The sequence below is a fragment of the Rahnella victoriana genome, from assembly GCF_021276285.1.
In the GTDB taxonomy this organism is placed as follows: Bacteria; Pseudomonadota; Gammaproteobacteria; order Enterobacterales; family Enterobacteriaceae; genus Rahnella; species Rahnella victoriana.
In genome coordinates, this window is sequence record NZ_CP089919.1 from 705,110 (window position 1) to 730,143 (window position 25,034).

Here is a 25,034-nt window from a genome sequence, read left to right on the forward strand (position 1 = left end):
TCACCTTTATTACCAGTTACGAAAATAATGAGCAGTTTCCGTCATATCATGGACACCTGTAATAGTCGGCAATAACTGGCCTATCACGCGGTTCCATTTTGTGAGGGGTGCTGTCGTCACATAAACAATATCGTAAGGCCGAAGCTGGAATTCGGTGCCCAATACCAGGGCTGTCGCATCGCTGGCATTTAACTGGTAGATATTGGCGATCTTATTTTTATCGCTGTTTTTCAATGTCCGTATGACAAAGATACCCGTCGCATCCGATGTGAGCTGATCGACACCTTCGGCGTTAGACAGCGCTTCGGTCAGGGTCATGCCACTGCGATCCATACGCAACGTGGTGGGCTTCTTCACTTCGCCCATGACGAAAATTTTCAGCTCGTCATTTCGCGGGATGTACAAAATATCGCCGTCATTAAGCAGGCGGTTCTGGCGCATGTCGCCGTTTTTCATTAATGCCTGCAAGGAAATCTGCTCTTTCCCGCCAGCATGGGACAGGACAACATTATTCCAGTCTGCTTTTTCAGCTAATCCCCCTGCCAGATTGACGGCATCCATCACGGTCATCGGGACATTTGTCACAGGCAATTGGCCGGATTTAACGACTTCGCCGGTGACATAGACCTTCTGCGAGCGGAACGCAGCAACATTGACATCAACCTGAGGCGACTGGATGAACTGTGCAAGCCTGCCGGCAATGTCGCTACGAATTTGCGCTGTCGTCTTGCCTGCCACTTTTACCATGCCAATGTAGGGATAGAATATTGAACCATCCGCATTCACCCAACTCCCTGATTCTCCGGCGCTTCGATACTGGCCAGCGGGTGTAGTCAGTTCGGGATGGTCCCAGACCGTAATGGTCAATATATCTCCAACACCGATCTGGTATTGGTAATTTCTGATATGTTGATCCAGTTCATTATTTACTGTTGCAACAACCGGCCGGTAAGCCAGCGTTTCGACAAGTTTCGGTGTTATAGGATATATATCAACAGCAGAGTTAATATCAAAAGGAATACCTTTTTCTTTAATGGTATTTTTATTTGATGTTTTTAAACTTATTCCCGGAGAAAGGGTGCAACCGCTCAACGCTACGGTAGCAGTTAATAAGATCATTGCGATCTTAACTGAGACATCCTTATGCATGGATTTCCATTGTTTTATTCGAAGTGGTTAGTTTGGCAATTTATAGGAACAGAAAGTAAAAAGCAACATAAGGAAACAAAACAGAACGCTAAGTTTCACGGAAAAATAAAACACTGTGATGGATATAACAAATAGCGCGCGAAGCATATAAAAAACGAATTGATTAACTCAGCTTAAAATACCATTCAGATTAATAGCATCACTCCAGACCCAATTTATTAACACCTCATTCCTGCAACAGATTTAAAATTCATATATATCCCTATAAATAAATAAGGCAGGGTTTATAGCCCCGCCTTATTTAATTATTCGTATTTACTTACGCCAAAAAACTACTGCGCCACGACATACCCCATCACGCGCTTCCAGCCGACCGGTTTTTTCTCAATATACACACCCTGCAATTCAGGCGAGAAGCCCGGCAGCAGGTTGATCCCTTCCTCCAGCGCCATAAAGTAACGCTGTACTGCCCCGCCCCATAATTCTCCCGGCACGACACACAACACGCCCGGCGGATACGGCAGCGCGCCTTCTGCGGCGATCCTGCCCTCTGCATCTGCAATGGCGATCAGTTCGATGTTATCGCGGATAAATTCGTTGTGCGCATCCTGGGCATTCATCACCACCTGCGGGAAACTCTTCTCGCGGAACATCTCTTTTTGCAGCTCTTTGACGTCAAAACTGACGTACAGATTATGCATTTCCTGACATAACTGACGGATGGTGTAGTTGCGGTAACGATCTTCGTTTTTGCGATACACCGTCGGCAGCACTTCGCTGAGCGGCGCATCTTCTTCGATGTATTGCTCAAAGCGCACCAGTTCTTCCACCAGGAGTTGCATCTTGGCAGGCGTTTCTGCCGGGGTCAGCAGGAACAGGATAGAGTTGAGATCGCATTTCTCCGGCACGATGCCGTTTTCACGCAGATAGTTCGCCAGAATAGTCGCTGGAATGCCGAACTGCGTGTATTGACCGCTGGAAGCATCAATACCCGGCGTGGTCAGCAACAGCTTGCACGGATCGACGAAATACTGTTTTTCCGCATATCCCTCAAAGGCATGCCAGCGTTCACCCGGCACAAAGTCGAAGAAACGGACATCGTTGGCCATCTCATTCGTCTCATGATCCTGCCAGCGTTTACCGGCCACCACCGGCGGCACGAACGGCAAAATCATCGAACATTGATCGAGCAGCATTTTGCGGGTCTCGATACCCAGCTTCACGCATTCCATCCACATATGTTTTCCGCTGCCACCGGCATGGATACGCGCATTGACGTCCAGCGCGGCAAACAGCGGGTAAAACGGGCTGGTCGAGGCGTGCATCATAAAGGCATTGTTGAGCTTTTTATGGCTGCAATGGCGCTTTTGTCCCTTGATATGATTGTCTTTTTTGTGGATTTGCGAGGTCTGGGAGAACCCGGCCTGCTGCTTGTGTACCGACTGAGTGACAATAATGCCCGGATCGTTTTCATTCAGCTCCAGCAGCAACGGTGAGCATTCTTTCATCATTGGGATGAATTGCTCATAGCCGACCCATGCGGAGTCAAACAGGATGTAATCGCACAAATGACCGATTTTATCGACCACCTGACGGGCGTTGTACACGGTGCCGTCATAAGTGCCGAGCTGAATAATGGCCAGACGGAACGGGCGTTTCTCCTCTGCACGCTGTGGGGCCACTTCCCGGATTTGCTGACGCAGATACGCTTCGTCAAAGCAGGCCGCGTCTATGCCGCCGATAAAACCAAACGGGTTGCGTGCCGTTTCGAGATACACCGGCGTGGCGCCCGCCTGCAATAACGCACCGTGGTGGTTAGATTTATGATTGTTGCGGTCGAACAACACCAGATCGTCGCGGGTCAGCAGCGCATTGGTCACGACTTTATTGGCCGCAGAGGTGCCGTTGAGCACGAAATAGGTTTTGTCGGCGCTAAAGACTTTGGCGGCATATTTTTGTGCATCTTTCGCCGAGCCTTCGTGGATCAGTAAATCGCCCAGTTTGACGTCGGCATTACACATGTCGGAACGGAAAATGTTCGGGCCGTAGAAATCATAAAACTGGCGTCCGGCCGGATGGCGGCGGAAAAACTCACCGCCCTGATGCCCCGGGCAGGCAAATGTGGCGTTTTCCATCTCGACATACTTTTTCAGCGTATCGAAAAACGGCGGGAACAACGCTTCCTCATAACCCTGCGCGGCAGACTCAATCTGCGCGGCATAGAATGCCTGATTGGCATCCGACAAGGTGATCACGCCTTTCAGCGACGGTAAAAACTCAGGCGAAACCTGCTCGGTTCCCTGCACAGCGACAAACGCAGGAATGCCAAATCCCAGCGTTTCGATCTCCGCCAGTCTGCCGTGATTCAGATCGCCGACAGAAATAATGATGGCCGCCACATCGGCGTAATCCGCACGGCGCAGGTCAACGACCAGACGCGAGGTCTGGAGATAAGGCGCGACAGAGATGCTAGCTGCTAGTTTTAAGTGTTTCATTCAGACTCTCAAACGGTTAAGTAAGAGGGTGTGCCAGGAGGCACGGCAATGAGCTGGTTCTTACGTCATGAAAGGCAGTGTGCGCAGAGTCCAGCCCGGCAAATGACGTTGGCTGAGCGCGCGATCGACAATAACGGCGCGGCTCAGCCACGTCTGGCAGACAACAGTAAAATCAGAGAACCGCTCTGTTTGTGCCTCTCTGTTTTTAATAATGCCTGTCAGCGGGCAAACGATAGCCTTACCGCATGAAAGGAACTGCAAAAGGAGGAAAACTGAAATCGTGGTGTTTACAGCACCCGGAGATCATCATCAGATTGTTTTTGCACTGAACAACAGCGCGATGTGATAAACCAGCCATGCCGCAACCCTCTTGAGCTGTCGCGTGAAAACGGGATCAGAGTTGTGTAATAAATCGGCGCAATAATGGCATCTTTTACCCCCCTGTTCAACCCTGCACAGGACGGGAATTTCTGACATAATGCGGCATCCGCCAGCGCCGGAATTTCCTGCCTTTGGCGACATAATCCGGCGCTGCGCTGGCGCTTACGTAAGTTAAATCAACAAATCGTCGCAAAAAGCATCAGTCGGGTGACGAACCCCGCTGTTGTCACAAAAAGCCGTTGACGGCACAGGCCCAATACGGTTTAATGCGCCCCGTTGCCCGGATAGCTCAGTCGGTAGAGCAAGGGATTGAAAATCCCTGTGTCCTTGGTTCGATTCCGAGTCCGGGCACCATATTTAGAGAAACCCGCCTATGGCGGGTTTTTTGCTTTCTGCGCTACGGACTCTCCATCGAACGTCGTTCGATGACTCGCCTTAACAGGCTCGCCCTGCGGGCCAACGGCATAGCCGTTGTTCAAACGCCTGCGGCGTTAGTCCGAGTCCGGGCACCATATTTAGAGAAACCCGCCTATGGCGGGTTTTTTGCTTTCTGCGTTAGTCCGGGTCCGGGTACGCGATTTAAAGAAACCAGCTTAACGGCTGGTTTCTTTGCTTTCTGCCTCAAGCTGAGAGCAAAAAAAGGCCGAAGAACGTTAAACATTCTTCGGCCTTTTGGCATCCGTCAGCGAGCAGTGGTCTGAATTTATCCGTACAGTTTCAATCTTGCAGTCTGTCTGGCAGAAGCCAGATCGGCCTGAACCATCTCGATCACCAGATCCTGTAATGAGGTTTCCGGCAACCAGCCAAGCTTGCGACGCGCCTTGGCCGGATTGACCGGCACCTGCCCGACTTCGGCCGGACGCATATAACGGGGATCCACGGCGACAATCACGTCTCCGACTTTTAACGCCGCTGCGACCGGGCTGATAATCGCGGCAATCACCCCTTTTTCCTCCACTCCCTTACCGACAAACCGCAGCTTGATCCCAAGCTCGAGCGCCGCAAAGGTCACAAACTGACGGACCGTAAACTGCACGCCCGTCGCGATCACGAAGTCCTCAGGTTTATCCTGCTGCAACATCAGCCACTGCATTTTGACGTAATCCCGCGCATGTCCCCAGTCGCGCAGCGCATTGAGATTGCCCAGATACAGGCATCCCTCCAGCCCCTGCGTGATATTGGCTAAGCCACGGGTAATTTTGCGCGTCACAAAGTTTTCGCTGCGACGCGGCGACTCATGATTAAACAGAATGCCGTTGCAGGCATACATCCCGAAGGTTTCGCGATAATTCACCGCCGTCCAGAAATCACTGATCCGCGCAACAGCATCCGAAGAAGGCAGATTGAACGTCACCATTTCATTGATCGCCATCCCCTGCACCAGCCCACACAGCTCAGCCGATGACGCATGATAGTAGCGGGTGTGATGCTCCAGCCCTTCCCGGCGTATGGCTTCCAGCATTCTCAGCGCACTGATGCCCGGCACAGGATTGGCGTATTGAGAAGCGTCAGGATCCGCAGCAGAATGCGTTGTTGCATCCAGATTATAAATTTCATCGGGACGGATTCGGGCTAACAGTTCGCCGAGGCAGGAAGCATCAACCCGCTCAAAATAATGGATGTGAAGATCCGGATGATGATCGTGAATACCCTGACCGGCAACCGTCGCCGATCCCGGTGTTGCTAAGGAACAGTGCAGATGAATGCCATGGACTGTATAGCCTTTTTTGAGTAAAAGCTCAGTCAGATAAGACCCGTCCTGTCCCGTTATATTGGTAATGAGCGCGACTTTAGACATATATCCCCATTGGTGACAATTTAAAAATCACATCCGCATGAATGAATTATGAACACCCGACTAAATTAAGAAAATAATGAATAAAGTTTGCTAATAGATGACTTTCTTTCTTTCCTTAAATTCTTGCCATTTAGATTCAACATAGGCATCTAACTCATTATGAAAACGCTCTGCCGAGAATCTCATTGCATTAGCACGACAGTCATTAGGCAGGATACTCTCATGTACAAGATCGAACTGACGAATAGCCTGTATCAGGGATTCCGTTGTTTGCTTCAAAAAGAATATACCCGTCGCCTTATTCTCTCCATAAGGTCGTATGGTTTCCAGAGCACCACCTTTCCCGAAAGCAATCACCGGTGTACCACATGCCTGAGCCTCAACAGGCGTTATACCAAAATCCTCTTCAGCGGCAAAAACAAATGCTTTGGCCCGCCGCATATAATCTTGCATAACTTCATCCGACTGATAGCCTAAGATCTCGATATTTTTCCCCGCCCTGGATTTGATCTTCCCCATTTCTGAACCATCACCTATTACAACAAGTTTTTTATCTGGCATCTGGCTAAAAGCTTCAACAATTAAATCAATCCGTTTGTAGGGCACCATGCGAGAGGCTGTAAGATAAAAATCCTCCTTATTTTCACATAACGTAAACTTTTCAACTTCCACTGGTGGATATATTACATCGGCATCACGCCCGTACGCTTTTTTAATTCTTCTGCCGATGAAATGCGAATTCGCAATAAAATGATCGACTCCGTTAGATGTCCGGCTATCCCAAATTCTTATTTTATGCAAAAACCAGCGAGCAAGGCGCCCTTTCATGCCTTTATCTAAACCAGCTTCGCGAAGGTACTGATGTTGGAAATCCCATGCATAACGGATAGGAGAATGGACATAACTAATATGCAACTGATCAGGTCCGGTTAACACTCCTTTTGCAACTGCATGACTGCTAGACAAAATAATGTCATGTTTTGTCACATCTAGCTTTTCGATCGCCAATGGCATCAGCGGTAAATATTGCTGATACTTTGTCTTGGCAAAGGGTAAACGTTGAATGAATGAAGTTGTTGAGCTCTTTCCTAAAAAAAGTTCCCTGGATTCATCAGAAAGAAAATCCACGACGGAGTAAATTTCTGAATCAGGATATATTTTAATGAACTCTGCAATAACTTTTTCTGACCCTGCAAATGTCACCAGCCAATCAGCAACAATCCCTACACTCGCACTATGTGACATAATTAAACCTCATTAATTTAGTTATGAGATAGTTTTGATGATCGAATTAGCCAAAATCAATATCTCTACTCCTATCTCATACAACCTCTAAACTCATTAAGTATCAGATTAAATAATTAACCATTATGAATAACCCCACAGACTCAATGTGTAATATCCATCAAGTCAAATAACCCAGGATTTTGACATAAATTGATTAAATGAATTAATCACGTAAAATAGAGAGGATTTTTCTTGTTTGCTCTTGCATCAGTTTTGCATTAGCCCTTGATTCAACATTAAGGCGAACAACCGGCTCTGTATTTGAGCTGCGCAGATTGAAACGCCACTCATCAAATTCCAGACTAATGCCATCAGTATGATCAATTTTAACTGCCTGCCCCTCATACATGGCGAGCACCCGGGCGATCGATTCGTGGGGCTGTTGCAGGAAACTGTTAATTTCTCCGGAGGCAGGATAGGCCATTATTCTGTCATTAATCAGTTGTCGAAGGGACTTCCCTTTAACATGAAGCAACTCAGTAACTAATAACCACGGGATCATACCGCTGTCACAGTAGTAAAAATCGCGGAAATAGTGATGGGCGCTCATTTCCCCGCCATACACGGCATCTTCCTGACGCATACGCTCTTTAATAAAAGCATGCCCGGTTTTTGACATCACAGGCACGCCACCCGCGCCGGTGACAATATCAATGGTGTTCCAGCTTAAACGCGGATCATGAATGATTCGGGAACTCGGATATTTTTCAAGGAAGGCGTCCGCAAGCAATCCGACAATGTAGTAACCCTCGATAAAATGGCCCGCATCATCAAACAGGAAACATCGGTCAAAATCACCGTCAAAGGCGATTCCCATATCCGCGTTATGTTTAATGATCGCGTCCGTTGTATCCTGGCGGCATTCAGGTAGCAACGGATTAGGAATACCGTTCGGGAAAGTGCCATCAGGCTGATGATGGACTTTGATAAATTCAACCGGCGCACCGGCTTGTTTAAAACGTTGCTCTATTGCATCGATGACATGGCCTGCGGCACCGTTACCGGAGTTAACCACCAGTTTGAGCGGACGGGTAAAATTGTCTAAATTCACGTAACTCAAAAGCTTATCCACATAAGCATCCAGCACCGTGGCTTTCTCATAACTTCCGCGCCGCGCCTGGTCAACCGGTGAGAAGGTATTGGCTTCCGCCAGTGCCTGTATATCCCTCAACCCTGTGTCACCGCTGATCGGTTTAGAATCCTCACGTACCAGCTTCATGCCGTTATAATTCATCGGATTATGACTGGCCGTGACTTCAATGCCGCCATCCAGGCACAAATACGAGGTGGCAAAATAGATTTCTTCCGTGCCTGTCACACCGATATCAACAACATCGGTTCCGGCATCCTGCAATCCCCTTGCCAGTGCGAGTTTTAATGCCTCACTGGTCAGACGAACATCGCCGCCTAATACCATTTTTTTTGGCTTCAGATATTCGCCATATGCGCGGCCGATCCGGTAAGCAATTTCTTCATTTAATTCGACGTCTAATTCACCGCGGATATCGTAAGCTTTAAAACACGTTAATGTACCTGACATATTTCATCCCCAAATTAACAGCGACCATATTGGTCTTTTATACGGATAATATCGTCATCTTCCAGATAAGAACCTGATTGAATTTCCAGAAGTTCCAGTGGAATTTTCCCCGGGTTCTCTAACATATGCTGAGCACCAATAGGGATAAAGGCCGATTGATTCTCGGTAAGTAGATAATTTTTATCTTCTAAAATAATCCTTGCCGTGCCGGACAAAATTAACCAATGTTCGGAGCGATGATGATGCATTTGTAAGGAAAACTGACCTCCGGGTTTAACCGTTATACGGTTAATATGATAACGTGCTGAATTCACAACATTATCATTCCGTCCCCAGGGGCGATAAGACTCACGATGTAGCCTATATTCCCGTCGTTGACTCATTTTTAAAAACTCAACAACTTTTTTGACATCCTGTACTTGTGATTTATCAATAATTAAAACAGCATCCTTGGTGTTGACAATAACCAGGTTATCTACACCAATTGCAGCCACTAATTTCTCATCAGTATTGATATAGCAATTAGTTGCATTATGTGTAAACACGTCTCCAGAAACAGCATTGCCTTCGGTGTTTTTATTATTAACTTCCCATAATGCAGACCATGACCCGACATCATTCCAGCCTGCATCTAAAGGGACAACAATCGCATCTGTTGTTTTCTCCATAACCGCATAATCAACAGACTCATCGGGACATAGTCGAAAGGCTTCTTCATCAACTCGAATAAAATCCTGACTCTCATCGGAATGAGAAGTCTGAATTGCAGAACGACAGGCCTCAAGAATATCTGGCCGGTATTTTCCCATCTCTTCCAGAAAACGTCTGGCACTGAATAAAAACATACCACTGTTCCAGTAGTAGTCCCCAGTTTCAAGATATTGCAGAGCAGTCTGAAGATCAGGCTTTTCAACAAACCGCTGAACCTGAAATACCGGATCGTAATTACTGCTCAACTCCATACCGCGTTGAATATATCCATAACCCGTTTCAGGACCGGTGGGCACAATACCAAAAGTGACCAATTTTCCGTGTTCAGCATAAGGAACAGCATTTTTGACGGCCAGGTGAAAGGCTGCTTTATCTTCGATAACATGGTCGGCAGCAAGTACGAGCAATAAAGGATCCTCGCCCTCATTAACAGCACTCAATGCGGCAAGCGTAATAGCGGGTGCGGTATTACGACCAAAGGGTTCAAGTATAATATTATTTGAAAGCTGATTAACTTGCCTTAGCTGTTCTGCAACAAGGAACCGGTGTTCTTCATTGCAAATAACCAAGGGTTCAGCTGCTTCGAAACCTTTTAACCTGTCTACGGTTTCCTGCAACATAGATTGCTCACCATGAAGGCGAAGGAATTGTTTCGGATAGAGTTCGCGTGACATTGGCCACAGACGACTGCCAGTGCCACCAGCCATAATTACTGGAAGAATCATAGTTTTCGTCTCAATATTTAACAGAGTTGAAAGAGAGAAGGCTGCCAGATTATAAAATCCGGCAAGCAGAGGAATAATAAATACACAACTCAGTCATACATAATAATCATCACATCGACTACGCCTTGATCTTATAAAAAACCTTGAGCATATAATAAAGAAAGGAAGGAGAGATTTTTACTAGTGAAATCGCAGACAGTTTTTTAATGCTTACCGTTTTGGATAATTTAAACATATAGGCAAGATCCACCGCATCGCGGATTTTCATGACATCCCTGACCGGTGCGCCATATCTCACGGCATTTACAAACACCATTAAAATCACGCTATAACTGTGTCTGGCCCACTTTGCTTTATCCGCGTCGGAAATCATCAGCGGCGCAACCAGTGCCCGGGTTCTGTTCAGATAATCCAGCCGGTTTAATATTTTGAGGTAAGACTGTTTGGTTAATGACGAAACATGCTGAATATAGTGATACTTACGCTCATGACCAAACGCAATACTTGCGCCGTTAACAAACATCTTCATGATCACTTCATAATCTTCAAAAACCGTCAGCGAGGTATCAAATCTGATGCCCTCAAACAAATCACGCCGGAAAATCTTGTGCCACAGATAACCCGTCACCTCACCTTCCAGCATGGAGAAGACCGCCGTCTTTCCCTGTAAAACCGCAGCGGAGGAGAAATCATTCGTTTTGCCGGAAGGCTGACCCGATGGATCTTCAGAGAAATATAAACATTGTCCCATGGTGGTATTATTTTTTGTCAGCACCCCGACCAGGTAACTGACAAAGTCGGGTTCGAGATAATCATCAGAATCTAAAAAGCAGATGAATTCCCCTGAGGCGTTATCCACCAGAGTATTTCTGCCATAAGAGACACCCTGATTGGTTTTATTATGAATAACCCGGTGTTGAATATCAGTATACTCTTCGAAAAAATCGGTAATGATTTGCCGCGATGCATCCTGCGAACAGTCATCGACTATCACAATTTCCACAGGGGAATAAGTCTGGCTGGCCACGGACTGAAGTGCTTTTCTGACAAATTTCTCTGAGTTGTAAACCGGGATTAATATACTGACCAACGGTGCATTTTTATCCATGACGTCATTTATCCTCGTTGAACAATTTTTCTTGCGAGAGAAAAGATCATTGTCTTCTTACTGACGGAGGAGAAGCTAAATATTAATGCAAAATAAACCACCGCACCGATGCCGATTTTGATAATCAACCCTAACCAGTTTTCGCTCAAAATAGCGTACCGCTGCGTGAGAATTAATATCAGACACATCAGGACAGAACAAATAACCGGGGTGATAAGTTCTTTCACATATTGTCTGAAGGTTAAATTTAATAAGGTCAGTGCGCACCAGGCGGAAATGGGATAGAGCAGAACGGTTCGCAATGAGAAAACAAGCGCTGTCGCAATAAGCCCGAACCTGACGAAGAAGTAGAAGGCCACCACGTTTGTTATGGCATAAACCAGCGTCAGCCTTGCCTGCCATTCCGGCTTATCCCGCGCAAACATGACCGAGTGATTGTAATAACCGATCGAAGTGACAAAACCGACCGCGCTGACAATTTGCATAACCGGCACAGAGTTCATCCATTTATGGCCCAGCAGCAGGAAAGTAATATCATGGGACAGCGTCGCCAGGCCGACAAAAGCAGGGGCCGTCACTAACACAGTGAGATAGGTCGCCTGCAGATACTTCTTACCAAACTCGTTAATGTCGTTCTTATAACGGCTGAATGCCGGGAGTGAGACACGCATTAAAGCCGATGCCAGCACGAGATTCAGGGTGTTCACAATACGTTTCCCTGCGGAATAAATCCCTGCGGCCGCACTGCCCAAAAAGTAGGTAATAAAGAACACATCACTGTTCTGATTGGCAAAGTTCGTGATATTGCTCAGGGCCACATGCTTTGAAAATCCCAGCGATTCTTTCAGCGACGCGCGGGATATCTTCATCTTTGGCTTCCAGGGGGTGGCGACCCACAATGCCACCAGTGAAATCAAAGAGGTGACAACCTGCTGCACGACCAGACTGGCGACGGCAAAGCCGTTATAGGCCAGCACCACCCCGACGATGCCACCAATGGAAATCGAGGTCATCGACCGTATCGCTAAAGGACGAAACATCATATTATGTGTCAGCCAGGCTTCATGCGTCCGGCTCAGACCGCTGACAACAATGATCACGCCTGTACCGCGTATCACATTCGCCAGCTGCGGCACATTCATATACGCCTCAATAAAGGGTGCGGCGAAAAAAACAATCAGAAAGGCGGGTACCGATAATGAGAAACACAAAAAAAATGCAGAATTATAATCCACTGCCGATGGCGACTTTTTCCTCACGATTGACGTCGCAATACTGTCAAAAATCACACTTCTGAAAAACTGCGTCACCAATAAAGAAACACTCAACATGCCATAAATACCTGGCGTTAATATTTTCGCCAGGACAATAAATATCACAAAGGTGATGACCTGAGACGCAGTATTATCGAGAATAGACCAGATAGCACCCGAAAGAATGGTTGGCTTACGGGTATTTTCTTGAGATTTCAAGGTTATATCCTTTAAATATCACTTGCATTTTGACAGTGTATCAATGCCCGCCAGTAAACGTTCCAGGTTATGATTGAACTGATTGTCCTGACTCAGAAAACCCGGCTGCTGCCGGGCAGACATGAGTATATTGGCGGCGCTATCGATAAAACGATTATCAAGATTTAATTTAGAGGCTTGTTCGATGATCTGGATCCCTTTATTCGGGATCCGATATAAGGCAAGACGGGTCATATCATGATAATGAGACCACCATCTTTTATTCTTGAGTTCACGCTGTTTTTTAAAATAACTCACCGCATAGTTAACATCGGCATCAGGTAAATGGTATTTCTCGCCATACACATATAAACCTTTGTCACGTAAACATTCCCGCAGGGAACTGCTTCCGAGAACGGTAGGCCGGTAAGGCAGTTTGATGGTCTGCGTCCAGTCGAGCCATTTAAAAGTATTGATCTGAGAAGAGGTAATCAGAGGCACCCAGGGCACCCGCAGCGCATCCGCAATAATGGCGGCATGCATTGCATCTGCCAGCACCAGACGAGCATTTCTGATCTTTTGGATCACTGTTTTCGCATCGGACTGCGGATTGACGAACTCAACGCCCGCCTGCTGGCACACTTTCTCCCACTGGCCGGTGACCAGCGCGTGGTGATGAGGAACAAAAATCACCCCTTTGCGTTCTGCGTCTGACAGCGGCTTAAACTCTGCGAGGGTATTTAAAAGCGCAGCCCCGTCAGTGATAAATTTTTCTTTCGGCAGTCCCAAAATCTCCGCACTGAGCGGCCCCCGCACACACAGGGTTTCCCACGAACTGTCCCCAAAGCTGGCCGGCGGATAGCCATACCCCACTCCGCTGGAGAAGACATACCACTTTTTGGCAGGCGGCATGGCCGAGGTAATAATCGTGCCGATACCGGAAACCCTGACATTTTCGTTGTCGTCAAAAAAGCCGGGAAGCAATGCATCCCAAATCCATGCGTTAAGGTCGTCCCCGAAATTTCCATGCGCAGATTTATAATAGTAAATTTTCAATTTATCACCGGTTCATATTTAAAGGCGGGCTGGACAGAATAGTGAGCATTTTTGAATATGATTTTTCCTGATCAAATTCATTATCAATTTTTTGCTTCGCATTATGACAAATACCCGACAGCATGCCGGGATCCTCAATAATCTCTCGCACTACATTTGCGATGCTGGTCGCATCATTTTCATTCACAAGAAAACCGGACACCCTGTCTTCAATGAGTTCCGGGATCCCGCTGTGGAAAGTGGATATCACCGGTATCCCGATCGCCATGGCTTCCATCAGTGCCACCGGGATGCCTTCCATATCGCCATCGGCAGCGGTCACGGAAGGCAGTAAAAATACATCCGATTGATTTAAATATTCCGTGACCGTCTCTTGTGTTTGCGCCCCCAGAAAGACAATGTTGTCCCCCAGATTCAGGTTCGCGACCTGAGCTTCCAGCGTTTTTCGCAGGGGGCCATCACCAATAATGGTGTAGTGAAAATCGATATTTTGTTGCTTTAATCTCAGACAGGCGTTGATTGCCACCGAGATGCCTTTTTTTTCTGTGAGTCTGGCAATAGAGAGTAATTTTATAGATGAACTGACAACGTTTCTTTCTTTATAAATAAACTTACTGATATTCACGCCCATTCTTATCACATGCGTTTTGTTTTTAATTTTAGGCGTTGATGCTATTTTATTGGCCCATAGTTCACTAACCGGGAAAATGTAGTTAGCATCATCGAATAAGCGCTCATAATCCGACCGGAAAATATTTAAAACCCTTGTTTGGGAAATATCATTACCATGAAAAACAGCGGCAATTTTACCCTCAACAAAACCTAATCTTTTTAGTTGGTTTAACAATGCCGCCGTTGTACCAAAGTGAGCGATATTAACATCTGCCTTTATCTTTCTGTTATTCCTTGAAAGTATTCCCGGTAAAATAAGCGTCTTCGCATAATATCCATATTTTTTAAAATTCAAGCTATTAAATGCTTTTTTATTAGTCAGTGCTCCGGAGACTGCCAACACCCGGGAAAGTAACTTCTGTACTCTCCCCTCTGGTTCTTTGTCCAGCAAAAACCGTACTTTATCCAGAATACGATATTGTGTAAGTGATTTATGCTTTATATTAAAATCTCCGGGGAAAACTGACACGACTTCTACATCAATACCTTTTCTTATAAAATACGCAATTTGGTTAATAATAAATGTTTCCGAAGCCACAGGGAATTTATAAACAAAAAATGCAACTTTCATAAGTCATGCCCTTAACATACTAAAAATTATAAGCATTACAAAAAACCTTAGTGACCAGACGAAATACTTTGAGCAGCATTCTTTATAGCATCAGCCGATGCCTTTTCACTTAAGTCCCGGTTAAGGATCCCAAAATTATGTTCCCGATAATTTTTATTGTTTCCGTCGTTGATAAAATCGTACCACCACACACCCTTAATATAATTTTTCTTTTTACTGAGTAAAATATAATGATATGCGTAACTCGCAATTTCCTGTTGTGAAAGAACAGGATTTTTCTCAGTCGATGGGAAACCCATTTCAGTGATATAAAAAGGAATTTCTGATTTTCTTTTTGCGATATCCATCAACTCTTGTTGTGTTTTGTCCAACATCTTCATATTTATCTCAGGGGTAGAGGCTCTTCTGCTTCCCCATGTATAAGGATGTATAGATAAGCCATCGACATCATTGAGTATTCCTAACTTAATGAGTTCTTTTCCCCATCTGAGGTCAATATAATCCATCGGATTAAAAGAACCTGCGATAACGATAGCCTGTGGATTTTCTTTTTTAATCACCTTAGAAACCGCCCTGACTAAGCGGACATAGTTTCTTGCTGATTCGTCACTATTCGCATCGGGCACAACCCGATTAGACCATTCGTTCCACACTTCAAAAACAGTGGCCTTTCCTTTGAAATGTCTTACCGTCCATGCCGCATACCGGGAAAATGCTGAAATCTGCTCGTCGGTTACGGGTTTCCCTTTCCCATAGATTTCATTGCCATAATCAAGAATAACAATCGGGTTAACTCCATTTGCATAAGCAATATCAAGCACTTTTTCTGTCTTATTACCAGGAGCCTTATATTCTCCTTTTACTTTCTCAACTAAGCTCCATTTATAATCCGTTCTTAAAGAATTGATATTGTACTTCTTCAGCAAGGAGATAAATTCTTCAGGCGTACCATAAAAACCATCCGGATGTACACCTACACCAACATTAAATTCTTCGGCCTGAACCTTTGACATGAAGAGCAAAAGCCCAATTAAAGTTAAACTAATACGCCATCTTACTTTATTAAACATTGTGCCTGCCTATTCTGAACATTCTAAAATTTAACGTCGAATTAAAATAAAATGACAACGTCTTATAAAATATTCCATGCACTATTTATTTTTCATTATTACTAATACGCTTGAACGTAAATTTATTATGCGCCATACAGATCCCCATCAGCACCCAGTAATACGGGCGCATAAAACTAGACTCGATGATTAATATGATCATTGAGATGAGCAATGAGAAATAAATAACTGTTCCCTTAAATAACACAGCATCGCTTGAGAAGAGCAACCTGAAGTGCCATATCAACCATACAATCAATGCCAGCCAGCCACATGTCGCCGCCATTTCGACATAAAGATTAATCGCCGGAAGCCCAAATGGATTCAGGTACCAGGGGAGGGAGCTATAAAATGGATAAGTGCTTTTATTGCTTAGCGTGTACTCTGTATAAGCGCCGATACCCACTCCCCAAAAATGGTCTGTAGCCACTTTATATGCCATCTCGACTCTATACCACCGGTTACCTACGCGATCCTTCAGGCCATCAAGAATATCTCCCGACATAAATATATTCTTAAAAGTCATAGCAATTAAATCGTTATTCGTTTTGGCATAAAAATAAAGACTGACAAATCCTATAAACATTATCAGAACAGAAACAGATATTTTTAATATTTTGTTCTTACCGTGCAGAGAGATCACACAAGTACCGATAAGAAAGACCAAAAGTAAATTCGCACTTTTAGTTGTGTATATTGCAATGATACTCAAGAAAACATCAAAAATAGTCGCTTTAGGGATGATTATTTTACTGTTTTTCTGGAATACATTACATAAGAGAATTACCACGTAGGGTATCAGAGCAATAGCAAAATACGAGGGTTCATAATAAAGAAAATGCGCTCTATCTTGAAGGTGAGCGAAATACATAAGTGCGCCACAAATAATTTGAAACCTGTAAGAGTTAAAAATACCTTTCAAGGTTGCCGAGTAATCTTCTTGCGCAAGATGTTTAAATACGTATGAAATAAAAAAGAAGTTGAATATTATCCATATCAAATACCCGGCTGATTTCCCAAAAGCATAGCTATATATCACTGATGGGGCACAACATAAGAAAAAAACGACAACAAAGAAAATGTTTTTATCGATCGTCTTATTTTTTAAAATCAATGCCACGCCGTAGATAACCATGGGGATAAGTGAAACCCTGAACCCCATAAAACTTAATAAGTCTACACTGGTGCAAAGTGAAAATGCAAAGGACGTAAGTTCTACTTTATTAAACTTCATAACTTATCACTTTTATGTTTGGGCTTTACAGGTTGATCACCAAGATATCTTTTAGTATCAAAAACGGACCAACTTCATACATATCTGGCATATCATAATTATTCGTCAGTATCTTATGGATATGCCCTTCGCCTCATTATTCCTTTAAGTTATTCATTGCGCGATTAATTAAGCTCACGGTTTTATCCCAGGTGAAGTTTCCTGCCTGCTGAAGACCTTTCACTTTTAGACGGTTAACCAGAGTTTCATCCTCTATAATCACTCCGATACCTTTCGCAATATCCCCGACATCCTCAGGATTCACAAGGACAGAATAACCTTCTGCTATTTCATTAAGTGCTGTGGTATTCGATACCACGGTGGGTATTCCACATGCCATGGCTTCAATGACGGGTAAACCAAAACCTTCGTATAATGAAGGCATAAGCAATGCTGTCGCCCCCCTGTAAAATGAAGGAAGTTTTTCTTCGTCAATAAATCCTGAAAAAATCACATCATTCGAAATCCCCAGAGAGGCAATGTGTTTTCTAAGTTCCGGTGTTTCTTTACCGGTTAATAACAGCTTAATATCACCCCGATTTTTCACCATAGAAAAAGCAGTAATCAGTCTTTCTTCATTTTTATGTGCCTTTCTGTTGCTGACACAAAGAAAGTATTTGAAACCTGGATTATAAGCTTCGCCTGCTGGACAAAATTCTTTTGACACTCCGTTACCCACAACAATGACTTTCTCAGGGTTTACGTCGGCCCAGGCTACAATCCTTTTTTTTGAGAACTCGGAAACCGTGAAGACCACCAACGATTTCCTGCATGCCCTTTTCAAAACAAAATCATAATAAAGAGATTTCAGGCGACTGTCGTTCCCGCTGATATCAATGTGATTTAAATCATGCACAGTAATAACGCTGCGGCCAACAAAAAGCCAGGGGGCGTTAAATCCCGGTGTAAAATAAATAGATTTATTAAAGAACAAAAACCACGGAGTGACAAATATATCTATTGGGCTAGTGGGTTTTATGTTGATTCTGATATAAGCATTAAAACTGACCCGCTTTGTTATTTCTGATGAGAACCTGCCGATACCATGACCACCTTCCCATCTTCTGTCAAAAATCACTTTTTTCATTACTGCTCCCCGATTAAGACAATAATAAATTCCATTTATTAATGATACTTTCCGTTTCAAATTCATCTAAAACGAAATCAAATTTCAAATTATTGTCTAAATAACGCTGCATAATGGAAGTCAGTTGTTCTTCATTATCAAATAAAAAACCCTGATTATCAGCCAGCAATTCCGGGATCCCACCCACTTTCTTAGCGGCGACAGGAACCTTTCGTGCCATGCTCTCAATGATTACCCGTCCAAAAGGTTCGTTCCATTTTGAAGGCACAATAAGAAGGTCCAGACAATCAAGGAAGTCATTTGCCGGGACATTTCCCAGAAATTCCACGTTAAGTTTTTTGTTGCTGGCATCCTCAGAAAGATGGTGTATGTAATCTTTCTCACCTCCACCCGCTATTTTCAAATTAATATTTTCTGCCAGATGGTCTGGCAGACTATTTATTGCATTAAATATTAAATCTATGCCTTTAGTTTTATGAACCCGCCCTAAATAACCAAAATTTATTTTATTTTTGTAAAATCCATTATATTGCCTTTCGTGTAACACATTTTCTAAGCAAATGTTATAGATAACATGCTGCCGTGCATTACTGAAATATCCATTCCTGATATGCTCATTTAAAACAAACTGACTGATACCCACCACATCATCAACATAGTTTGAATTGGCCTTCTTCAGGATTGTCATACTCTTACATAGACCACAGGGGTTGCCACAGTTATCGTCTTTATACATATTGGCATTAACACACAATAACGTATAACTTCTTAAAATATGAACTGTGCGTATGCCTTTTTCCTTCGCAACTTTCCAGGCCAGTGAAGAGATATCTTCGATCGTGCTGGTAATGAATATATCGGGTTTGACTTGTTCTAAAATCTCAGCGAGTTTTCTGGCAAAGAAAATATTATTTGAATCTATAATATGCCAGATCATTTTCTTTACTTTAGTCACGCCTTTATTTTGCATGGACCAATACAGATTAGAAAACTTCACCCTGTTCACAGTAATGCTGTCAACTTCGTCCTGATCATCCTTATTGCTGACAGCGAGAACTTGTACCTCATAACCTAACGCAGACAATTGTTCAGTAAGCAGCTTTGTGGAAATTTCGCCACCTCCTGCAATGTCGGGGAAATACCCCCGACAAGCTACCAGAATTTTTTTCATTTTTCGGCCTGAATGTTTTATGCATTATTGTTTGAATGAACAACTTGGCATTCGTCAGTTAGAGTATCAACCGGATATGACTTATCAATGTCATGACAGTTAATCAGATTTATTATCTGAATATTCATAGCCATAATGATTATACCCATAGCCGTAATAACTGCTGGCCTTCTTGACTACCCCGTTCAGGATACAGCCTTTTATCTCAACACCGCTTTGGGAAAAACGTCTTACACTCACCTCAATTTCTTTTGGCGTATTTACCTCAAAACGGGCAACCAGAAGTGATGTACCGGCGTAGCGTCCAATGACGGCCGCATCGGTAACAGCGAGAATAGGTGCAGTATCTATTACCACAATATTGTAATGGTCCGAAGCCCATTCAACTAATTTGTGAAAACGTGCATGCATTAAAAGCTCTGCGGGATTAGGCGGGACTTTACCGCGTGAGATATAATCGAATCCTGCTCCTGGCACCGTTTTCACCCCCTGCTCTATGGTAGATTTCCCGGAAAGAATATCAGAAAGCCCATGTTCAAGGTCGCCTTTAAATAACTTATGTGCATAGCCCTTGCGTAAATCTGCATCAATAAATAGCACCCGCTGATTTCCCATCGCTAACAGCGCAGCCATATTACTGCTGACGAATGTTTTACCTGCGCCCGGACTGGCACTTGATATCATGAGCACGTTATTTTTGGCTTCCATCATAGCGAAGTGCAGGCTGGTGCGTAATCCGCGAATAGCTTCTATGGCCAGGTCAGCCGGATTTTCCTGCGCCAAAAAGAATATAGTGTCTTTACTCTTTTTGTTTTTCCCTTTTTTAATCGTTGATTTTTTCACCATCCATTCAGACAGGGGGACGCTTGCATAAACATTAATCCCCAACTCTTCCAGTTGTTCCGGAGATTCAATGCCTCTGTGAAGAAAAATTCGCAGGAAGACAATAGACAATGAAACAATCGCCCCTAATACGATCCCGATAAATATCACTAAAAGCTTGCGAGGTTTTACGGGCTTAGGTTCGGTCACCGCGCTGTCTATAATTCTGACGTTACCAATCGCGCTCGACTCTGCAATGCTCAGTTCCTGCTGTCGGTTCAGCAACTGCATATAGATTGCCTGGCCGGATTCCACATCACGACTCAGTCGAAGCACTTCCTGCTGCGTCGCTGGCATGCCTGATACGCGCTTGTTCAGTTTGGTTTTTTCTTCTTCCAATGTCTGGCGCTTTTCAATGAGTGCCTTATAGGTTGGATGCGATTTGGTGTAAAGCTGGGAAATTTCTGCTTCCCGGAATGTCAGCTCATTTAACTGATTATCGACATTAACAATCTGATCTAACGCTGATTTGGCTTCGAGTGACAGATCTACCGAATCACTTTGTTTCCTGTAATTATTTAATTTGTCTTCAGCAATATTTAAATCGCTACGGACTTTTGGTAGTTGCGTATTTAAGAACTCGAGACTTTTCGCATCCTGAGCAGCCTGACGGGCAATGTTTTGCGCGAGGTAGTTTTCACTGATGCTGTTCAGTATCGCTTTAATTAACTCAGGGTCATCACCTGTAAATGTCAAATTAAGGATGCCCGTATTCTTCCCCTGGTCTTCTGCTGAGAAAGATCCCAGTACTTTGTTAATAGCATCCAGATAAGTCAGATAACTTACCGTGAAACTTGTTCCGGGTAGCGCATCCATCTGACTGACTAACAGTGAAATTCCTTTGCTTTCGATAAGCTCGCCGACCGTACCTTTCAAATCAATATCTTTACCGGTGATATGAAAATGGTGATTATCGACAACCGTTAATGTCACTTCAGGTTTCTGACCCGCAACATTTTGCAAATACAACCGGCTGACGGTTAACTTACCTTTTGGCTGCCCGGTTAAACGCGCCCATCCTCTTCCAAAGATTGGAAAGTAATTTTGTTCAACATTGGCCTGAAGATTCAGATCCTGAACCGTTTTCCCCAATATCATTCTGGACTGTAGCAGAGCGACCTCGGGCGCAGAGTCGGGTTGGCTGTCCGGCAGCATCTGGCTGATGCTGTTTATCAGGGCGTTACCCTGCTTTTGCTCAACCTGAATCAGGGCATCAGCCTGATATATCGGTGTCGCAAATAATGCATAAATGACGGCCAGCACCGCAAAGAGCGTGGTGAGGCAAATAATGAGTTTACGGTGGTCAAGTAACTGACCAATTAACTTACCCAGTTCAATTTCACCCGAGTTTGAATTTTCCGATTTCAAAGAAATAACAGATGACATGCAATTGATTCCTAATTTTTAGCCACCCAGTTTAATTGCCCAACTCTGGCAAGCCCGGTCAATTAGCTGATATACAAAGTTGAAGGCTTCCTGGCTTTGGAGGTATGGATCGGGAATTTCTTTTTGCTGCAACCAATGCCCAAGTAATAGCGTTTTACCCCGTGCCTCTGGCGCAATACGCGTAACATATTCGATATGACGCTTTTCCATCACCAGGATCAGGTCATATTGACGTCCAAGTTGTTTGGTAAATTGCCTGCCTTTATGACCATCGAGATCGAGGTCATGAAGTTTTGCCGTCCGGATAGCCGTCTCGTCAGCGGGATAATCGACCAATGCCTTTACACCTGCTGAGTCGATTTTTTTTTCAGGTAACAACTGACGTAATCGTCGTTCAGCCATAGGTGAACGGCAAATATTACCTGTGCACAGAATCAGCAATGAATTAAACATGCTTAATTCCAGTTATGAATATAACGTGCAGTTTCGGTCATGCTGTTGACCCCATTAATGGTTGGCACCAGCTGAGAAATAACCCGATTCCAGCGAACTACCGGCGCGGCCGTCACGTACACAATATCGTAAGGCTCCAGCTGGAATTCGGTGCTCATCACCATGGCAGAGGCATCTTTCGCATTGAGCTGATAGATGTTGGCAATTTTCCCCTGTTTATTCCCTTTGATTTGCCGGATAACAAAGATACCCGACGCGTCCGACATCACCTGCGACACCCCGTCGGCATTGCCTAATGCTTCGGCCAGGGTCATGCCGCTGCGATCCATTTTCAGCGTGCTTTGTTTCCCGACTTCCCCCATCACAAATACTTTGAGGTCATCATTGCGTGGCACGTAGAGAATATCGCCCGGATAGAGCAACTGATTTTGGGTTAAATCCCCTTTCTGCATCAGCGCTTCCAGCGAGATGCGGCGGTCCTGCCCGTTGTGGGTTAGCACGACATTGCGCCAGTCCGCATCGGGAGCGAGTCCGCCTGCGGCGTTGATGGCATCAATGACCGTGAGAGGGATATTGGTGATCGGCTGCTGGCTGGATTTCACCACTTCGCCACTGACATACACTTTTTGCGAGCGGAACGACGCGACGCTGACATCCACCTGCGGGCTTTCAATATAGGTGGCCAGACGACGGCTGATTTCCTCACGAACCTGAGAAACGGTTTTCCCGGCGACAGCCACTTTGCCGATGTAAGGGTAGAATATCGTGCCGTCGGTATTCACCCAGTTACCGGTGTCGCTGGCGCTGCGGTACTGACCGGCGGGGGTGGTCAGTTCAGGATGATCCCAGACCGTGACCATCAGAACATCGCCGGAACCAATACGGTATTGATAGTTTTGCAGTTGGCTATCCAGTTGGGGATTTGGACGCGCCTGAGCCGTTACCGGACGCAGTTGATCAACCAGTCCCGGTGTCATGGGATACACGCTGACGAGTTTATCAAGGTCATAATTGCTGTCCGTGGGTTGGACAACATCTTTCCCTCCGGTACTCAACGACTGGCCGGGGATCACCGTACACCCGCTGAGTAACAAAGCCCCGAATAATGCAGAAATCTTAAACGTATTATTTTTCATAAAATCCATATCATGTGGTTCAACAGAAATTGATGTTGGCCATGACGCTAACGGTTAGCAGCCAATACATGAGAGTGATGCATTATTGAAATGTCTGTTAATAAGCACCGTCTTTTCTAAGCACTACGCTTATTGTTTTGAATAAAATGGCAATATCATTCCACATTGACCAGTTTTTCACATACCAGGCGTCAAGATAAACGCGGGTCTCGTAATCAACATCGCTGCGACCACTCACCTGCCATAATCCCGTCATTCCGGGTTTGCTCAGCAAGTAATAATCCACCTCATCACTGTAGCGCTCGAGTTCAGCGTTAATAATGGGTCTCGGCCCGACCAGACTCATTTCTCCTTTTAATACGTTAAATAATTGCGGTAACTCATCCATACTGGTTTTACGCAGTAAATGTCCGATGCGGGTAATACGCGGATCATTTTTCAGTTTAAATGTCTCATCCCATTCGGCACGTGCTTCGGGATTATTCAACAGCAATGCCTCCAGCACTTCTTTCGAATTGATCACCATCGAACGAAACTTCAGGCATTTAAAAGGACGCCCCCCTTTACCAATACGTTCATGACCATAAATCGCCGGACCGCCGTCTTTTTTCACCTTGTAGCTGATATACAGCAACAGTGGCGACAGCAGCGTAATAATCGCCAGCGAGGCGACCACATCAAAGACCCGTTTAAGCACGCGGGAGGACCATTTCGCCAGGTTCTGATGAACGCGCAAGATCATCACTTCGTGGCTGAAAATAAACGACATGTCCGTGCTGTCGAGCGGCATACCCCGCAGCGTCGGGATCACCGAAACGTAACGGTAGCCATTGATCATAAAGACCCGCAGCCAGTAGTTACGGATATCACTCTGGTGTGATTCCACGGCGACGATAAACTGCGTTTTCCTGTCGCACGGGCTTAACAGCCACAGGTCTTCACAGAAGATCACCGGAATACCGTCAATATGATCGCCCGGTTTATCCGTCGGTTCGCTGGAGACAAAGCCGGTGACATTCAGACCGAGGTTCTTCTCACTTTTAATGGCTTTGAAGGCTTCATGGGCATTTTTACCGGTACCGATAATAATGGCGTCGCGTTGCCATATTCCGAGCAGCGTTAATATTCTCTTGGTCATCATTCGCGCACAAGGTACAAGAATAAGTACCAGCACCCAGGTGAGGATCCACATATAACGGGAGAAATTCCATTCGGCGAATGCCATCACCGCGATCTCGATCACGGCAAATATCACCAGCGTGCGTAATATTTCTTTCAGTTCAAACCAGAATGTTTTGCGATAATAATAATGCCGCAAACGCATGGAGAACCAGGCCACACAGCAAAATGCCAATGTCCAGTGCAACAAAATAAGCGCAGTAATATGTTCAGCAGGGATATATTCTTCAAACCCTCTGGACGTCAAACTAAGAAAGAGTTTGGCGAGATAAATGGAAAGGGTAAAACTGATAAAGTCCGAAAGAGCAAGGAACAGGCTTGAGTAAAAATTTCTGGTGAGAAATGTCATATTTCCCTCACAACAAGTATCGAAAATAGTTATTACCTGAAAAGACATCAGGACAACAGGTTTAT

The 25,034-nt window shown here is 44.9% G+C and carries 18 protein-coding genes and 1 tRNA gene; 1 reads left to right on the forward strand and 18 read right to left on the reverse strand.

Annotated features, from left to right (window positions below; all coding sequences use genetic code 11):
• Window positions 1–9: 9 nt before the first annotated feature.
• Both J9880_RS03455 and speF read right to left on the reverse strand, forming a co-directional pair.
• Window positions 10–1,149 carry a polysaccharide export protein gene (locus J9880_RS03455; protein WP_131694121.1) on the reverse strand — a complete coding sequence of 380 codons (1,140 nt, stop codon included), beginning with the start codon at window positions 1,147–1,149 and terminating at the stop codon, window positions 10–12.
• 332 nt (window positions 1,150–1,481) lie between these two features.
• Entirely contained in the window at window positions 1,482–3,644 is a 2,163-nt protein-coding gene (gene speF / locus J9880_RS03460) for an ornithine decarboxylase SpeF (RefSeq protein ID WP_095924774.1), read from the reverse strand.
• 659 nt (window positions 3,645–4,303) lie between these two features.
• Between speF and J9880_RS03465 the strand changes: the two genes are divergently transcribed.
• Window positions 4,304–4,379 (forward strand) — tRNA-Phe (locus tag J9880_RS03465).
• A 349-nt stretch (window positions 4,380–4,728) separates the two neighbouring features.
• Here J9880_RS03465 and J9880_RS03470 read toward each other — a convergent pair.
• From J9880_RS03470 to wbaP, 16 genes are all read right to left on the reverse strand, one after another.
• Window positions 4,729–5,823, reverse strand: coding sequence for a GDP-mannose 4,6-dehydratase (locus J9880_RS03470; protein ID WP_232770075.1), 1,095 nt, complete (start codon window positions 5,821–5,823; stop codon window positions 4,729–4,731).
• Window positions 5,824–5,913: 90 nt separating this feature from the next.
• Window positions 5,914–7,068, reverse strand: coding sequence for a glycosyltransferase family 4 protein (locus J9880_RS03475; RefSeq protein WP_232770076.1), 1,155 nt, complete (start codon window positions 7,066–7,068; stop codon window positions 5,914–5,916).
• 205 nt (window positions 7,069–7,273) lie between these two features.
• Window positions 7,274–8,650 (reverse strand): phosphomannomutase CpsG, encoded by a 1,377-nt coding sequence (cpsG, locus tag J9880_RS03480; RefSeq protein WP_232770077.1) that lies wholly within the window; start codon window positions 8,648–8,650, stop codon window positions 7,274–7,276.
• 14 nt (window positions 8,651–8,664) lie between these two features.
• On the reverse strand, window positions 8,665–10,086 hold the full coding sequence (locus J9880_RS03485; RefSeq protein WP_119826930.1) for a mannose-1-phosphate guanylyltransferase/mannose-6-phosphate isomerase: 1,422 nt from the start codon (window positions 10,084–10,086) through the stop codon (window positions 8,665–8,667).
• 118 nt (window positions 10,087–10,204) lie between these two features.
• The gene (locus J9880_RS03490) at window positions 10,205–11,194 is read right to left on the reverse strand and encodes a glycosyltransferase family 2 protein (protein WP_232770078.1); all 990 of its coding nucleotides are present in this window, start codon (window positions 11,192–11,194) and stop codon (window positions 10,205–10,207) included.
• Between the two features lie 8 nt (window positions 11,195–11,202).
• A complete protein-coding gene (locus J9880_RS03495; protein WP_232770079.1) occupies window positions 11,203–12,666 on the reverse strand; it encodes a lipopolysaccharide biosynthesis protein in 1,464 nt (487 codons plus the stop codon).
• Between the two features lie 18 nt (window positions 12,667–12,684).
• On the reverse strand, window positions 12,685–13,701 hold the full coding sequence (locus tag J9880_RS03500; protein WP_119826942.1) for a polysaccharide pyruvyl transferase family protein: 1,017 nt from the start codon (window positions 13,699–13,701) through the stop codon (window positions 12,685–12,687).
• 4 nt (window positions 13,702–13,705) lie between these two features.
• A complete protein-coding gene (locus J9880_RS03505; RefSeq protein WP_232770080.1) occupies window positions 13,706–14,944 on the reverse strand; it encodes a glycosyltransferase in 1,239 nt (412 codons plus the stop codon).
• 47 nt (window positions 14,945–14,991) lie between these two features.
• Window positions 14,992–16,014 (reverse strand): glycoside hydrolase family protein, encoded by a 1,023-nt coding sequence (locus J9880_RS03510; protein WP_232770081.1) that lies wholly within the window; start codon window positions 16,012–16,014, stop codon window positions 14,992–14,994.
• An 85-nt stretch (window positions 16,015–16,099) separates the two neighbouring features.
• Window positions 16,100–17,287 (reverse strand): O-antigen ligase family protein, encoded by a 1,188-nt coding sequence (locus tag J9880_RS03515; RefSeq protein WP_232770082.1) that lies wholly within the window; start codon window positions 17,285–17,287, stop codon window positions 16,100–16,102.
• A gap of 136 nt (window positions 17,288–17,423) precedes the next feature.
• Entirely contained in the window at window positions 17,424–18,413 is a 990-nt protein-coding gene (locus J9880_RS03520) for a glycosyltransferase family 4 protein (protein ID WP_232770083.1), read from the reverse strand.
• Window positions 18,414–18,426: 13 nt separating this feature from the next.
• Entirely contained in the window at window positions 18,427–19,584 is a 1,158-nt protein-coding gene (locus J9880_RS03525) for a glycosyltransferase (protein ID WP_232770084.1), read from the reverse strand.
• Window positions 19,585–19,683: 99 nt separating this feature from the next.
• Window positions 19,684–21,852 carry a polysaccharide biosynthesis tyrosine autokinase gene (locus J9880_RS03530; RefSeq protein ID WP_232770085.1) on the reverse strand — a complete coding sequence of 723 codons (2,169 nt, stop codon included), beginning with the start codon at window positions 21,850–21,852 and terminating at the stop codon, window positions 19,684–19,686.
• A gap of 18 nt (window positions 21,853–21,870) precedes the next feature.
• On the reverse strand, window positions 21,871–22,305 hold the full coding sequence (locus J9880_RS03535; RefSeq protein ID WP_232770086.1) for an arsenate reductase/protein-tyrosine-phosphatase family protein: 435 nt from the start codon (window positions 22,303–22,305) through the stop codon (window positions 21,871–21,873).
• Window positions 22,306–22,307: 2 nt separating this feature from the next.
• Entirely contained in the window at window positions 22,308–23,441 is a 1,134-nt protein-coding gene (locus J9880_RS03540; RefSeq protein WP_232770087.1) for a polysaccharide export protein, read from the reverse strand.
• 97 nt (window positions 23,442–23,538) lie between these two features.
• Window positions 23,539–24,969, reverse strand: a complete 1,431-nt coding sequence (gene wbaP / locus J9880_RS03545; protein ID WP_095924757.1) for an undecaprenyl-phosphate galactose phosphotransferase WbaP — start codon at window positions 24,967–24,969, stop codon at window positions 23,539–23,541.
• Window positions 24,970–25,034: the final 65 nt, after the last annotated feature.